We start from the raw sequence: 14,447 nt of genomic DNA, 5'->3' as shown, positions 1-14,447 counted from the left end.
GTGGGGGAGATGCCCGGCAGTACAGAGGGGGTGCAAAAGGTCACCCCCAAGCAGCTATTTCCGCACCGCTGTCAGATGGCCACCTGCGTGCCGATCTCGACAACGCGCCCGGTCGGGATCTGGAAATACTCGGTCGCATCCGCAGCCGTGCGCGCCAGGCCGATGAACAGCTTGTCCTGCCACACCGGCATGCCGGAATTGGGCGAGGCCTTGAGCGAACGCCGCGACAGGAAGAAGGACGTCGTCATGATGTCGAACTTCCAGCCCTGCTTGCGGCAGATCGCCAGCGCGCGCGGAATGTTCGGCTGTTCCATATAGCCGAAGTTCAGCGTCACCCGCATGAACAACTCGTTGACCGTCTCCATCTTGACGCGGTCGCTGTCGGGCACCACCGGCTGGGGCGCCGTCACCACCGAAAGGATGACGTTCTGTTCATGCAGCACCTTGTAGTGCTTCAGGCTGTGCATCAACGCGGTCGGCGCGCTCAGTGGATCGCTGGTCAGGAACACTGCCGTGCCGGACACCAGTTGCGGCTTTTTCTTCAACAGATTGCCGGCGAGGAAATCGAGCGGGATCTCGTTGCGGCGCGTCTTGTCGAACAGATAGCGGCTGCCGCGCACCCAGGTCCACATGGCGAGCACGACGGTGAAGGCCACCGCCAGCGACGCCCAGCCGCCTTCGAAGACCTTGACGATGTTGGAGGCAAAGAAGCCTATATCGATGAAGGCGAACAACGCCGTCATCGCGATTGCCACCCAGAGCCGCCATTTCCAGATACGGGTCATGACGACAAAGAGCAGCACCGTCGTCACCAGCATGTTGCCGGTGACCGAAATACCGTAGGCCGAGGCAAGCCTGCTCGATTCGCCGAAACCGACGACCAGCAGCATAACCGTCAGCGCCAGCAGCAGATTGACGCGCGGCATGTAGATCTGGCCGGATTGTTTTTCCGACGTATGCAGGATTTCGAGCCGCGGCAGCATGTTGAGCTGCACCGCCTGCCTAGTTAGCGAAAAGGCGCCGGAAATCACCGCCTGGCTGGCGATCACGGTTGCCGCCGTCGCCAGCACCACCATCGGGATAAGCGTCCATCCCTGGTTCATCTCGAAGAAGGGATGGCCGACGACGCCACCATGCGCCAGCACGAACGCGCCCTGTCCGGCATAGTTGAGCAGCAGGCAAGGGAACACGATCGCCAGCCAGGCGAGGACGATCGGCTTGCGCCCGAAATGGCCGAGATCGGCATAGAGCGCCTCGGCGCCGGTAACGGCGAGGAAAATAGCACCGATCGTGACGAAGGCGACGTCAGGCGAGTTGATCAGGAAGGCGACGATGTAGTGCGGGCTGACCGCCAGCAGGATTTCCGGGTCGTCGATGATGTGGTTCAGGCCGGAAAGTCCGATGGCCAGGAACCATACGGCCGTCACCGGGCCGAACACCAGGCCCACGCCGCCCGTGCCGAACCGTTGCACCGCGAACACTATGGCGAGAATGAGCAATGTCAGCGGCACCACATAGGGCTGGAACGTCGGCGTGACGACATTCATGCCCTCGACCGCAGAAAGCACCGAGATTGCCGGCGTGATGACGGCGTCACCAAAAAACAGCGAGGCGCCGACGATGCCGACGCCGAGCATGACCGCCGACCGCGTCGGGAAGCTGCCGCGCGCCAGCGCCATCAGCGACAGCACGCCTCCCTCGCCGCGGTTGTCCGCGCGCAGCACGAACATGATATATTTGATGGTGACGATGATCGCCAGCGACCAGATGATCAGCGAGAGCACCCCGAGAATATCGCCACGCTCGGCGACATCGCCGCCGGACGAAGCATGCAATGCCTCACGAAACGCATAAATCGGACTGGTGCCGATGTCGCCATAGACCACGCCGAGCGCGCCCAGCATCAGCACCTTGGTGCTATGCTGCTCGATTTCAGGATGGCTCGATTGGTCGACGGGTTCTGCCTCACTACCAGTGTTGGCAAGGGCCATAAACGACACTCCGATAAACGCGCGGTGCTCTACGCTTGCTGCAATGCAATATCAAGTGCCCCGACGTTATGGCTTCCATGCCGGCAACGCGGGGCTTGCCTCTTTACCATCCGCAAGCCCTGAGAAACCGCCCCACCGTGCCGGCCATGCCATACTCCAACGCATCGGCTGTCAACCCATGTCCGATCGACACTTCTGCCAAGGCCGGCATGCGCTTGGCCAGCGCCGGCAGGTTGTTCACCGTGAGATCGTGCCCGGCATTGACCTGCAGCCCCGAGGCGAGCGCAGCATCCGCTGTTTTTCCCAATCTTTCCAATTCCTTGGCCGCCTCGGCGGAATCGGAATGGCAGCTGCCGTACGGCCCTGTGTAGAGTTCGATCCGGTCGGCGCCAATATCGCGCGCGATCCTTGCGCCGTCCGGATCCGAATCGGAAAACAACGACACGCGCACGCCTGCTTTTTTCAGGCGTTTTACGATCGGAGTGAGGAATGCGGCGTCCGTGGCGAAGTTCCAGCCATGGTCCGACGTTGCCTGGGCCGGATCGTCGGGCACCAGCGTCACCTGTTCCGGCTGGTGCCTTTCCACGAGTGCCAGGAAATCCTCGGACGGATACCCTTCTATGTTGAACTCGGCCTTGGGAAACTCATCGTCGATCAAGGCCCGGATCTCCGGCAAATCGGAGTGCCGCGTATGCCGCTCATCGGGGCGCGGATGCACGGTCAGCCCATGAGCGCCGGCGGAAAGAGCGAGTCGCCCGAGCCCGGTGACGCTCGGCCATGGCAGGTCGCGCCGGTTGCGCAGCATGGCGATGGCATTGAGGTTGACGGAGAGCTTTGCGGGCATGGCTTCGGGTCCAGTTTCACGAGACGGGGCGCATCTATAGCGCCTTTGTCGGGAACAGACAGAGGGTTTTGGGTGTTCCAAGGGGATGAACCGCGAAAGGAACAGCCCTTGAATTTTCTCGACGCCGTGCCGGCGGTGCGCCGCATCGACACCGACCGCGACGACCTTTTCGCTGTCGATATTGTCGGCCATGTGGCGGCCGCCGACGCTGAAAACCTGTTCGGACTGCTGGAGGCGGCCTATGCGCTCCATCCAAGACTGGACGTGCTGGTGCGCCTGATCGACCACGACGGCGTCGACTGGTCCCACGTGTCAGACGAAACCGCCAGGCAGGGCACGGCCCATGCCCTGGAGCATATCCGCCGCTGCGCCGCGGTCGGTGACCCGGACTGGATCCCCTACGCGCAGGGCTTCTTTGCCACGCCGCCGCCTTTCGAACTCAGGCATTTCGACTGGGAGGACGAAGCGGCGGCATGGCGCTGGCTCGGCGCCAGGCCAACTGGGCGATCGTAATCATCTGACGATCGTCAGCCGTTCAGCCGCGCGGGTGATCGCGGTGTAGAGCCAGCGCTGGCGGGTTTCCTTGAACGCCCAGCTTTCGTCGAACAGCACGATCTCGTTCCATTGCGAGCCCTGCGCCTTGTGCACGGTCAGCGCGTAGCCATAGTCGAAATCGTCGAAGCGCTTCTTCTGCTGCCACGGAATCTCGGCATCCGGATCCTCGAATGCCGCCTTGAGCAGCTTGATCTTGGCGACGCCGCGGTCCGGATCGTCCTCTTCCGGCGAGACCAGAAGGTTGATGCCCGGCTTCACCGTCTCGCGCGACGAGGTCATCACCTTCCACAACGAACCATTGAGCAGTCCCTTGGCCGGGTCGTTGCGCAGGCAGACCAGCTTGTCGCCAGCCTGCGGATAGTCGGCATTGAACCCCTTCAATTCGCGCAGCCGCTGGTTGTAACGCCGGCGCGTGCGATTGGTGCCGACCAGCACCTGGTCCGCCTTCAGCACCAGTTCCTGGTTGACATCTTCCTTGCCGATGACTTGCGCCGTGCCGTAGTCGCCGCGCATGAATTCGCGGCCTTCCCGCACGTCGAGCGCCAGCCGGATGATCGGATTGTCACGCGCCTGGCGATGGATTTCGGTGAGCAGCGCATCCGGTTCGTGGTCGGTGAAGAAGCCGCCGCCCGAGATCGGCGGCAGCTGGCCGGGATCGCCGAGCACCAGGATCGGCGTGCCGAAGCTCATCAGGTCGCGGCCAAGCTGCTCGTCGACCATCGAGCATTCGTCGATGATGACCAGCTTGGCGCGCGAGATCGGGCTCTGCCGGTTGAGCGAAAAGGTCGGCGAGATCGAGGTCTTGCCGGTCACCTCGTCCGACACCGATTCCTCGCCCTTGGGCCTGTAGATCAGCGAATGGATGGTGCGGGCGTTGGTCGCCCCCTTGGAGCGTAGCACCTGCGCCGCCTTGCCGGTGAAGGCGGCGAACTGCACGTGGCCGTCGACATGCTCGGCGAAATAGCGCGCCAGCGTCGTCTTGCCGGTGCCGGCATAGCCGAACAGCCGGAAGAGCTGCGGCCGGCCCTCCTTGAGCCAGCGGGCGACCGCCTTCAGGGCGTCGTCCTGTTGGGGAGAAAATTCCATCAGCGCGAAAGACCGGATTCGCAAGGGAAAGACAAGATCGGTTGCCCACCATCGTTGTCGCCGAATGGCGTCGCCAACCAGCTCCGACAACCCAAACTATCAGGCGCCGATCGGAACGTAAAGGGAACAAACAGTGAGGCCGCCGCCTATGCGCCCGCGCCGCCACGACCGTTGGTCGGGCCGCTACGACCTTCGGTCGAGCGTGGATCATTCTCCAGCAGGATCGGCTTGCCGTGCGGCGTCGCATGTGCGGCGCGTTCCCAAGCTGCCGCAAGCGCATCGACATCGCCTTTGCCGGCAACGCCCTTGGCCGACAGCAGCTTCTCCAGCGCCGCCAGCCAGTGCTCGTAATAGTCATGGCCGTCGCTCGCCGCACCAGGCCTATTGACCTCGGTGGCCAGCGCATCGGCCCATTCGCCCCAGGAAAACAAGCCCTTGTCGTGCAGCGCTACAGTCATGGCGAAGGCTTCGGCCTGCCATGGCTCCGTGAACACCGGCTCGTCGATACCCGCCGGCAATCCAGCGGCAGCCTCATGCCGGCTCAAGATAGCTCTCCCAGGCGTCGATCGAGACGGTGAGTGTCGTGTCGGCCCCCTCGCCCCAGATCTCGGCGCCGTCAAAAACCACCGTATAGACCCATTGCGGATTTTCGCCCTGGCCATGCGCGTTGCTGTCGGGGAAGACAAAACCCTCACGCACCGCTTCGATTGTTCCCTGCTTGCCGCGCGCATAGCGCGGCAGCCGCGTGTGGCCGGTCGGATTGAAATTCTTGGTCCGCACGAGATCGCCGGCCTTGAACAGCGCCGGCATCGCAACCGGCCGGTCGCAGGGACCGCCCTTGGCAAGCACCGCCGACACGTTTTCCGCCTTCAGCACCCTTTTGGGCGTCGCCGTGGCATCGACCGCCCTGCCGGCAGCCAGATCGTGCTCGCTGACGAACCCGTGGCGCTTCAACAGCACCTCCAGCGCCTTGATCCAGATCTGGTAGTAGCTCGAGGCATAATAGTCGGCCGGGTGCAGCGATTCGCGCGCATGCCGGCTCTCGTCGATATTCCAGGCGCCCATGGCGCCGGCGGCGAGCGTCACGCCAAGCGCCCGCCTCTCCCAATCTGCATGGAAATAGGGTTCGTCCTTTTCAGGCGCGACCGGCCCGAAACCCATCTGCCCGCCAAGGTCCTGCGGCCCGTTCATGCCGGCTCCTTCGCCAGGCCGGTGCCGATCATCGCATCGCGTGTCACCAGTTCGGCCAGCCGCTCCTCGCTCCAGCCTTCTGTCCCTTCCGGCCGCATCGGCACGACCAGATAGCGCAGTTCGGCGGTCGAATCCCAGACGCGGATTTTTGTCGCAGCCGGCAAGGTCAGGCCGAATTCCTCCAGCACGCCGCGCGGATCGATCACCGCGCGCGAGCGGTAGGGCGGCGCCTTGTACCAGACCGGCGGCAGGCCGAGCACCGACCACGGATAGCAGGAGCACAAGGTGCAAACGACGAGGTTGTGCGTCGCCTCACTGTTGAAAACGGCCTGCATGTGCTCGCCCTGCCGGCCTGTATAGCTGAGCGAGGCGATCGCCGCCGTCGCATCGCGCTTCAGCCAGGCGGCGAACTCCAGGTCGACCCAGGCCTTCGCCACCACTTTGGCGCCGTTGCGCGGGCCGATTTTTGTCTCGTAGGTGTCGACGATGACGTCGATGGCGGCCGGATCGATCAGGCCCTTCTCGGTGAGGATCGTCTCCAGCGCGCGCACCCGCGCGGCAAAAGGATCGAGCTCGTTGTCGTGGTCATGATCATGGGACATGACCGCAAACTACGATCGCCGGAAGCCGGCGGCAAGCACGACGCCTTGGGCCAGCGCCTCCTCACCCGATCGATACTATTCGGCCGCCGCCTTCTGGGGTTCGATGTCCTGTTCTTCCTCGCGATCGAACAGCGAAGGCTGCTCGACAGCCTCGACCGCCCGCAGCGTCGGTCGGCTTTTCTTCGAAAAGAAGCTGAGCAGCCAGCCGGAGAAGTGCTCCATGTAGACATACACCACCGGCGTGACGAAGAGCGTCAGCGCCTGCGAGGCAAGCAGGCCGCCAACGACCGCGACGCCGAGCGGCTGGCGCAATTCGGCGCTGGCGCCGGTGCCGAGCGCAATCGGGAACGTGCCCATCAGCGCGGCCAATGTCGTCATCATGATCGGCCTGAACCGCATCAGACAGGCCTTGTGGATGGACTCGGTCGCCGACATGCCTTCTCGTCGAAGTTCCAGCGCGACGTCGACCATCATGATACCGTTCTTCTTGACGATGCCGATCAGCATCAGGATGCCGATCACTGCGATGACCGAAAGGTCCATGCCGGCAAAGCGTAAGGCAACAACCGCCCCTAGCACAGCCGACGGCAAGCCCGTGAGAATGGTGAGCGGATGGATGAAGCTCTCGTACAGAATGCCGAGCACGATATAGATCGTGAGGATCGCGCCGCCGACCAGCAGGCCCTGGTTGGCCAGCGAATCCTGGAAAGTCTTGGCCGTGCCGGCAAAGGTCGTCGAGATCGCCGTCGGCATACCGATTTGCTCTTTGAGCGCGTTGATGCGCGTTACGCTGTCGCCCAGCGCCACGCCCTGCGGCAGATTGTAGGAGATGGTCACGGCCGGAAGCTGGCCGAGTTGGTTGACCGTCAATGCGCCGGCGGTGCGGTCGACGCGGGCAAAGGCACCGAGCGGAACCAGGCTGCCGCTCGCCGTCCTCATCTGGATGGCGAGCATCCGCTCGGGTGACCATTCGATCTTGGGATCGAGCTCGGTGATGACTTCGTAGCTGTCGGCCGAGCCGAAGATCGTTGAAACCTGGTCGGTGCCGAATCCGCCATAGAGGGCGGAACGCAGCGTGTCGGTGTCGATGCCGAGCTGAGCGGCTTTGTCGCGATCCACCACCAGCGATGCCTGCAGCGCATTGTTCTGGAGGTCGCTGGTGACGTCGGTGAAGGTCGCGTGGTCGGCCGCCATCGCGTCATCCAGTTTCTGCGCCCAGATATCGGTCAAGCCTGTATCGAGCCCCTGAACCACGAGCTGGTAGGCGCTGGCTGACGACCGCGAACCCAACCTCAGGTTCTGCACCGGCTGCATGTAGGTCTCGATGCCCGCCACGCCAGCCAGTTGCTTGCGCAGATCCGAAAGCACCTTCTCGATATCAGGCCGCTGATCCTTGCCTTTCAACTGGACGAAGAGCTGCCCCTGGTTGAGTGCATTGTTGCCGCTGCCAGCCGACCACGCCACATGGTCGACATAGGGCGAATGCGAGAAGACATTGGCCACCTGTCCCTGCAGCTTCGCCATGGCGTCGAACGAAATGTCCTGGCGGGCGATGGTCGTCACCGAGATCTGGCCGATATCCTCCTGCGGGAAGAAGCCTTTCGGTGAGACCTGGATCAGCCAGACCGACAGAGCGGCCGTTCCGACGAAGACCAGGAACACAAGGAATGTGTGCCGCAGGCAGAAGCTCAAAACCACATCATAGCCGCGCGTGAAGAGGTCGTGCTTGTGACCGTCGCCATGCGCTTCACGGTCAGCCTTTGTCACCGACAGAAGCCGCGAGCACAGCATCGGTGTCAACGTCAGCGAGACGAACATCGACGCCAGGATGGCGACCGTCACCACGACGGCGAACTCGTTAAAGATGCGCCCGATCACCCCGCCCATCAGAAGCACGGGGATGAACACGGCCACCAGCGAGATCGAGATCGAAATAATGGTGAAGCCGATTTCGCGCGCGCCCTTCAGCGACGCATCGAAGGCCGAGAGCCCATCCTCCTCCATATGGCGGAAGATGTTTTCCAGCATGACGATGGCATCGTCGACGACGAGGCCGACCGCCAGCGTCAGTCCCATCAGCGAGATGTTGTCGATGGAAAAGCCGAACAGGAACATCGCGCCGAGCGTGGCGATCAGCGAGATCGGCACCGCCACGGCCGGGATGATGGTAGCCGTCACCCGGCGCAGGAACACGAAGATCACCATGACCACCAGCGCGATGGTCAGCAGCAGCGTGAACTGCACATCGTCGACGGCCTGGCGGATCGAGGTCGAACGGTCGTTGAGCAGCTTGATGTTGGCGGCGGCCGGCATCTGGTCCTGGAAGGACGGCAGCATCGCCTTGACCTTGTCGACGACGTCGACCGTGTTGGCGTCGGGCTGGCGCTGCACGGCCATGATGATGGCGCGCGTGCCGTCATACCAGCTCGCCGTCGTCGTCGTCTCGACCGAATCAACGACCCGGGTCACCTCGCCCAGCCGCACCGGATGGCCGTTCTTGGTGGCGATGATGATGTTGGAGAAGTCGGCGGCGTTGGTCAGCTGGGTGTTGGCGGTAATGGTCAGCTGCTGCTTGTTGTTCTGCAGAACGCCGAGCGGCGTGTTGCTGTTGGCCGACGCAACCGCCGCCTGCAGCTGGTCGATGGAAATGCCGCGCGCGGCAAGCGCGGTCGGATCGATCTGGATGCGCACCGCGTATTTCTGCTGGCCGTAAATGGACACCTGCGCGACGCCATCGATCGTCGACAGCGACGGCGAGATCACGTTCTCGGCGAATGCGTCGAGATCGGTCAGCGGAACCGTATCACTGACAAGCGACATCAAAAGGATCGGCGCGTCGGCCGGGTTGACCTTGCGATAGCTCGGCGGCGCCGTCATCTGCGGCGGCAGCGATTTCTGGGTGCGCGCAATCGCCGCCTGCACGTCGGCGGCCGCCGCATCGATATCGCGGTTGAGCACGAACTGGATGGCGATCGACGTTGAGCCGAGCGAGTTGGTGGTCGAGATCGAATCGATGCCGGCGATGGTGGCGAACTGTTTGATCAGCGGCGTCGCCACCGAGGTCGCCATGGTCTCCGGCGAGGCGCCGGCCAGCTGGGCCGAAACATTGACGACTGGAAATTCGGCGCTGGGCAGCGCCGCAACCGGCAGGAATTTGTAGGCAAATAGCCCGCCCAGCACGAGGGCGAACGACATCAGAAGGGTGGCGACGGGCCTGCGAATGCAGAATTCGGAAATCATGGACGGGCCTCGCCGGCCTTGTCGGCACCACTCGCCTTCTCGACTTGCGCCACCTTGGGAGCTGCCTGATCGCCGTTGGTCGCGTCCTTGCCTTCGTGCACGGCGGCGCCGTCCTTCAGCCTGGTCTGGCCCTCGACAACGACGCGCTCACCGCTCTTGAGGCCTTGGCTCACGGCGCTGTTGTCGCCCTCGGTCAGCGCCACTTGCACCGGCCGCATCTCGACCGTGTTGTCCGGCTTCACCACATAGACGAACGGGCCCTTCTGGCTGGGCTGGACCGCAACCGTGGGAACTGAGGTCATCTGCGGCATCGTGCCGGCGTCGAGCACGATATTCACATACTGGCCCGGCCACAGCGAAAGATCGGGATTTGGCAGGCTGGCCCTGGTCGCGATGGTACCGGACGCCGTGTCGACGCTGGAATCGACGAAATCCAGCGTACCCTTGCCGATCGGCGACGGATCACCATCCTTGGTCAAGATCACTCCGCCTTGCTGGGGCGAGGCCAGCGCCTTGTGCAGCAAGGCAAGGTTGCTTTCCGGCAGGGTGAAGTTCACCTGCAGCGGGTCCATCTGCGTGATGGTGACGAGCGGGGTCGTAGTGCTGCCGCCGTTGCTGGTGGTGACGAGATCGCCGACCGAGACATTGACGGCGCCGAGCCTGCCGGAGATCGGCGCCGAGATGGTGGCGTAGCTCAACTGGACGGTATCGGAATCGATCGTCGCCTTGTCGGCATCGATGGTTGCGGCCGCGGCCTTCTGCGCCGCCAATGCCTGATCGTAGGTCTGCTGCGTGCCGGCCTGCTTGGCGACGAGGTCCTTGGCGCGCTGAAGATCCGCCGCGGCACTGGCGAGCATCGCCTGGTCCTTGGCGAGCGTCGCCTGGTCCTTGGCCAACTGTGCCTTCAAGGCGCGGTCATCGAGCGACAACAGCAGGTCGCCGGCCTTCACCATCTGCCCGTCCTTGACCGCGATCGCTACGATCTGGCTGGATACCCGGGCGTTGATGCTGACCACCGCCGGCGAAGACACGAAGCCGATGGCATAGCGGCGGATCGGGAAGTCCGCCGTCGTCGCCGTCGCGGCAACGATCGAAGCCGAGCGGGCGCCATTCGCGCCGCCTGTCGGCTTGTCCGATGCCTTGGCGGCCTTGTCCGTCGTCGCCGCTTTCTGGCCCGGAATCAGCTGCTGGACCTTGCCCATGGCCGTGGGCGAAAGATAGAGACCGGCCCCCGCCAAGCAGATCACCGCAATCACTGCAAAGAGGATTTTTCCGCGCATCGACAACATGGCCTCTCATCCGACACGCCGAACCCGGTGGTCTTGTTCCAGCTCAAATCACGGCTCTTGCCGCGATTTCGCCGAATAGATAGGACACGCCTTTGTCGGAAAAGGGCCAAAACGCGGCATTACGAAGATTTAATGTGCACTGCACAATAAGGCGGCAGGCTACCTAAGCATCGGCCAGAGCGTCGCCGCCAGCAGCACACCCATGGCGATGTTGAACCATTTCAGCCGCACCGGATCGGACAGGAAACCGCGCAGCGCCGTGCCGAACCCAGCCCACACCGAAACGCTCGGAAGGTTGACGATGGCGAACGCCATCGAGATCAGCACCACCGACAGGAACGGATGGTCGGGGTTCGTATAGACGGCCATGGCGGTGATCGCCATCACCCAGGCCTTGGGGTTGACCCACTGGAACGCGGCAGCATCGATGAAGCGCATCGGATTTGCCTGCGTCTCGCCCTTGCAGGACATCGAGCGCGACATGGCGATCTTCCAGGCGAGATAAAGCAGATAGGCGCCGCCGGCGATCTTCAATCCGGTGTGCAGCATGGGAAACGCCGTCAGCACCGCGCCAAGTCCAAAACCGACGGCTAGCAGCAGAATGAGAAAACCGATGCCAATGCCCAGCATGTGCGGCACGGTTCTCACAAAGCCGAAATTCACGCCCGAGGCCAGTAGCATGAAGTTGTTCGGTCCGGGTGTGACCGAGGTAACGAAGGCATAGACCAAAAGCGCCAGGAACGCTTCGAACGACATGGCTTCCTCCCAAGATTAGGTCAATAATATTGTCCTTTCTCGCCGGACGCACAAAGGCCACCGCGGAGCGGCAGGCAGGTCCAGACAAACAGGACTTGAAAGACGGTTGCCGGCGACGAGCGCTGGGCTCTACATCCCCTGCGGGCCGCGATTCATTGCCGCCACGCCGGTGCGGCAGATTTCAACCAGGCCGAGCGGCTTCATGATGGCGATGAACTGGTCGAGCTTGGAGCCCTTGCCGGTGATCTCGAAAATGAAATGCTCGGTGTTGGCGTCGATGACGCTGGCGCGGAAGGCGTCGGCGAGCCGGAGCGCCTCGACCCGGGAATCGCCGGTGCCGGCGACCTTGACCAGCGCCAGTTCGCGCTCCAGCGGCCGCTCCTGGCCAAGCTCGTGCGAGCGCACGGTGAGGTCGACGACGCGATGCACCGGCACGATGCGCTCGAGCTGGTGCTTGATCTGCTCCAGCACATGCGGCGTGCCGCGCGTCACGATGGTGATGCGCGACAGATGTTTTTCGTGCTCGGTCTCGGAAACGGTGAGGCTCTCGATGTTGTAGCCGCGCCCGGAAAACAGGCCGATGACCCGGGCGAGCACGCCCGGTTCGTTGTCGACCAGCACGGAAAGCGTGTGGTTCTCGGGCTTTTCTGTTTCCTTGGCGATGAAATAGGCGGAGCCGGTTGGTTGCAGCTGTGCGTTCATGACATGAATCTCGATTTCAACTCTTGAGCTAATTATCTGTTTCCGCACGGCTTCTTCCGACAGCCCTGCCTCGGCTGATATCACACCAGTTCCCTGCCCTTGGCGTCGATGGCGTTGGCCACGGCCTCGTCGGTTGCCTCGTCGGGCAGGAGCATCTCGTTATGTGCCTTGCCTGATGGGATCATCGGGAAGCAGTTGGCGAGCGTGGCCACGCGGCAGTCGAACAGCACCGGCTTCTTCACCGAGATCATCTCCTTGATCGCGTCATCCAGTTCGTCCGGCTTGTCGCAGCGAATGCCGTGGCCGCCATAGGCCTCGGCCAGCTTGACGAAGTCCGGCATCGCCTCGGTGTAGGAATGCGACAGCCGGTTGCCGTGCAGCAGCTGCTGCCACTGCCGCACCATGCCCATATACTGGTTGTTGAGGATGAAGATCTTGATCGGCGCATTGTACTGCACCGCCGTGCTCATCTCCTGCATCGTCATCTGCACCGACGCGTCGCCGGCAATGTCGATGACCAGCGCATTGGGATGCGCGATCTGCACGCCGAGCGCGGCCGGCAGGCCGTAGCCCATCGTGCCAAGCCCGCCTGACGTCATCCAGCGGTTCGGCTTCTCGAAATGATAGTGCTGCGCCGCCCACATCTGATGCTGGCCGACCTCGGTGGTGATGTAGGTGTCCATGTCCTTGGTCAGCGCATAGAGCCGCTGGATGGCATATTGCGGCATGATCACGTCGTGGTTCATCTTGTAGGCGAGCGAGTCCCGCGCGCGCCATTTGGCGATCTGCTCCCACCAGGGGTGCAGCGCTTTCTTGTCGGCCTTGGCGCTTGCCCGCCACAGCCGCACCAGATCCTCCAGAACCCGGCCGACGTCGCCGATGATCGGCACGTCGGTGTGGACGTTCTTGTTGATCGACGACGGATCGATGTCGATGTGGATCTTCTTCGAATTCGGCGAGAACGCGTTGAGCCGCCCGGTGATGCGGTCGTCGAAGCGCGCGCCGATGCAGATCATCACATCGCAATCATGCATGGCCATGTTGGCTTCATAGGTGCCGTGCATGCCGAGCATGCCGACCCAGTTCTTACCGGAAGCCGGATAGGCACCGAGACCCATCAGCGTCGAGGTGATGGGAAAGCCGGTGAGATCGACCAGTTCGCGCAGCAGATGGCTGGCCTCGGAGCCGGAATTGATGACGCCGCCGCCCGAATAGATGATCGGCCTTTTGGCCCCGGCCATCAATTCGACCGCCGCCTTGACCTTGTCGAGGTCGCCCTGGACCTTCGGCTGGTAGCTGGTGCGCGGCGCCGTCTGCGGCGGCACATACATGCCCTTGGCGAACTGCACATCCTTCGGGATGTCGACCACAACCGGGCCGGGACGTCCCGTCGTCGCGACATGGAAGGCTTCATGGATGGTCGCGGCCAGTTCGTTGACGTCCTTCACCAGCCAGTTGTGCTTGGTGCAGGGGCGCGTGATGCCGACGGTGTCGCATTCCTGGAACGCGTCGGAGCCGATCAGCGAAGTCGGCACCTGCCCGGTCAGGCAAACCAGCGGGATCGAATCCATCAGCGCATCCTGCAGCGGCGTCACGGCGTTGGTGGCGCCAGGGCCAGAGGTCACCAGCATGACGCCTGCCTTGCCGGTCGAGCGCGCATAGCCTTCCGCCGCATGGCCAGCGCCCTGCTCGTGGCGAACCAGGATATGCTCGACGTCGTCTTGCTGGAAGATTTCATCGTAGATTGGGAGAACGGCGCCGCCCGGATAGCCGAAGACATGCTTGACGCCATTGTCCTTCAGCGCCTGCACCACCATTTCGGCGCCCGTCATTTCGCGCCGCTCACTCTGTCCATTGCTCATCGGTCTGGTCCCGTACTGTCCGCCATCTGGCGATTGCTGGTCGTTTAGTCGTGTTTCGGGCAATAAAAAAGGCCCCCGAGGGAGCCTGTGTGATGCGCATGGGAGGTTTTCGCCCGGCGGTTACACCGCCTTGCCCACGCGCTTTCCTACGAGAATGAGTGCCGTTTTCATGGTGGCGGACACTAGAGGCGGGCACGGCGGCCTGTCAACGGCAAAAATGACACCGTGCGGCCCCCTGCCCGTTCAAGCCCTTGAAAACGCGCCAAACTATTGGAGGGCGTGACGCGATGGCGGTTTTGGCGAAATACTTTCGTCGCGCCGGACAATGC

General features: G+C 63.0%; 12 protein-coding genes. 1 reads left to right on the top strand and 11 read right to left on the bottom strand.

The annotated features are described in order from the left end of the window. Positions 1-71: 71 nt before the first annotated feature. A complete protein-coding gene (locus tag D3227_RS03950) occupies positions 72-1,991 on the bottom strand; it encodes a potassium transporter Kup (protein WP_120013045.1) in 1,920 nt (639 codons plus the stop codon). A 103-nt stretch (positions 1,992-2,094) separates the two neighbouring features. Then, on the bottom strand, positions 2,095-2,835 hold the full coding sequence (locus D3227_RS03945) for a pyridoxine 5'-phosphate synthase (RefSeq protein WP_120012705.1): 741 nt from the start codon (positions 2,833-2,835) through the stop codon (positions 2,095-2,097). A gap of 108 nt (positions 2,836-2,943) precedes the next feature. Here D3227_RS03945 and D3227_RS03940 point away from each other — a divergent pair, with 108 nt between their 5' ends. Then, a complete protein-coding gene (locus D3227_RS03940) occupies positions 2,944-3,348 on the top strand; it encodes a SpoIIAA family protein (protein ID WP_120013044.1) in 405 nt (134 codons plus the stop codon). On the opposite strand, the gene D3227_RS03935 is transcribed toward D3227_RS03940, so the two are convergent. The 9 genes from D3227_RS03935 to D3227_RS03895 form a co-directional block, all read right to left on the bottom strand. Further along, positions 3,349-4,476: an ATP-dependent DNA helicase gene (locus D3227_RS03935; RefSeq protein ID WP_120012703.1), complete on the bottom strand. Its 1,128-nt coding sequence runs from the start codon at positions 4,474-4,476 to the stop codon at positions 3,349-3,351. Positions 4,477-4,622: 146 nt separating this feature from the next. Further along, on the bottom strand, positions 4,623-5,021 hold the full coding sequence (locus D3227_RS03930) for a nitrile hydratase accessory protein (RefSeq protein ID WP_120012701.1): 399 nt from the start codon (positions 5,019-5,021) through the stop codon (positions 4,623-4,625). Continuing rightward, on the bottom strand, positions 5,008-5,667 hold the full coding sequence (gene nthB / locus D3227_RS03925; protein WP_120012700.1) for a nitrile hydratase subunit beta: 660 nt from the start codon (positions 5,665-5,667) through the stop codon (positions 5,008-5,010). Before nthB ends, D3227_RS03930 begins: the two co-directional genes overlap by 14 nt. Next, positions 5,664-6,269 carry a nitrile hydratase subunit alpha gene (gene nthA, locus D3227_RS03920; RefSeq protein ID WP_120012698.1) on the bottom strand — a complete coding sequence of 202 codons (606 nt, stop codon included), beginning with the start codon at positions 6,267-6,269 and terminating at the stop codon, positions 5,664-5,666. The genes nthB and nthA overlap by 4 nt, the downstream gene beginning before the upstream one ends. Positions 6,270-6,344: 75 nt before the next feature. Further along, entirely contained in the window at positions 6,345-9,509 is a 3,165-nt protein-coding gene (locus D3227_RS03915) for an efflux RND transporter permease subunit (protein ID WP_120012696.1), read from the bottom strand. After that, the gene (locus tag D3227_RS03910) at positions 9,506-10,789 is read right to left on the bottom strand and encodes an efflux RND transporter periplasmic adaptor subunit (protein WP_120013043.1); all 1,284 of its coding nucleotides are present in this window, start codon (positions 10,787-10,789) and stop codon (positions 9,506-9,508) included. Before D3227_RS03910 ends, D3227_RS03915 begins: the two co-directional genes overlap by 4 nt. 168 nt (positions 10,790-10,957) lie before the next feature. Further along, positions 10,958-11,554, bottom strand: a complete 597-nt coding sequence (locus tag D3227_RS03905; protein ID WP_120012694.1) for a LysE family translocator — start codon at positions 11,552-11,554, stop codon at positions 10,958-10,960. 129 nt (positions 11,555-11,683) lie between these two features. Further along, entirely contained in the window at positions 11,684-12,256 is a 573-nt protein-coding gene (gene ilvN / locus D3227_RS03900; RefSeq protein WP_006204962.1) for an acetolactate synthase small subunit, read from the bottom strand. Positions 12,257-12,336: 80 nt separating this feature from the next. After that, positions 12,337-14,118: an acetolactate synthase 3 large subunit gene (locus tag D3227_RS03895; protein ID WP_120012692.1), complete on the bottom strand. Its 1,782-nt coding sequence runs from the start codon at positions 14,116-14,118 to the stop codon at positions 12,337-12,339. Between the last annotated feature and the right edge of the window lie 329 nt (positions 14,119-14,447).

The organism is Mesorhizobium waimense (assembly GCF_003601975.1).
GTDB lineage: Bacteria > Pseudomonadota > Alphaproteobacteria > Rhizobiales > Rhizobiaceae > Mesorhizobium > Mesorhizobium waimense.
Note: the sequence above shows the minus strand (reverse complement) of the source record. Positions and strands in the feature narration are given on the sequence as shown.

Bases quoted from the DNA above. Each gene is read 5' to 3' on its own strand.
- D3227_RS03915 (WP_120012696.1), bottom strand. From the start codon at position 9,509: ATGATTTCCGAATTCTGCATTCGCAGGCCCGTCGCCACCCTTCTGATG.
- D3227_RS03945 (WP_120012705.1), bottom strand. From the start codon at position 2,835: ATGCCCGCAAAGCTCTCCGTCAACCTCAATGCCATCGCCATGCTGCGC.
- nthA (WP_120012698.1), bottom strand. From the start codon at position 6,269: ATGTCCCATGATCATGACCACGACAACGAGCTCGATCCTTTTGCCGCG.
- D3227_RS03895 (WP_120012692.1), bottom strand. From the start codon at position 14,118: ATGAGCAATGGACAGAGTGAGCGGCGCGAAATGACGGGCGCCGAAATG.
- nthB (WP_120012700.1), bottom strand. From the start codon at position 5,667: ATGAACGGGCCGCAGGACCTTGGCGGGCAGATGGGTTTCGGGCCGGTC.
- D3227_RS03905 (WP_120012694.1), bottom strand. From the start codon at position 11,554: ATGTCGTTCGAAGCGTTCCTGGCGCTTTTGGTCTATGCCTTCGTTACC.
- D3227_RS03950 (WP_120013045.1), bottom strand. From the start codon at position 1,991: ATGGCCCTTGCCAACACTGGTAGTGAGGCAGAACCCGTCGACCAATCG.
- ilvN (WP_006204962.1), bottom strand. From the start codon at position 12,256: ATGAACGCACAGCTGCAACCAACCGGCTCCGCCTATTTCATCGCCAAG.
- D3227_RS03910 (WP_120013043.1), bottom strand. From the start codon at position 10,789: ATGCGCGGAAAAATCCTCTTTGCAGTGATTGCGGTGATCTGCTTGGCG.
- D3227_RS03935 (WP_120012703.1), bottom strand. From the start codon at position 4,476: ATGGAATTTTCTCCCCAACAGGACGACGCCCTGAAGGCGGTCGCCCGC.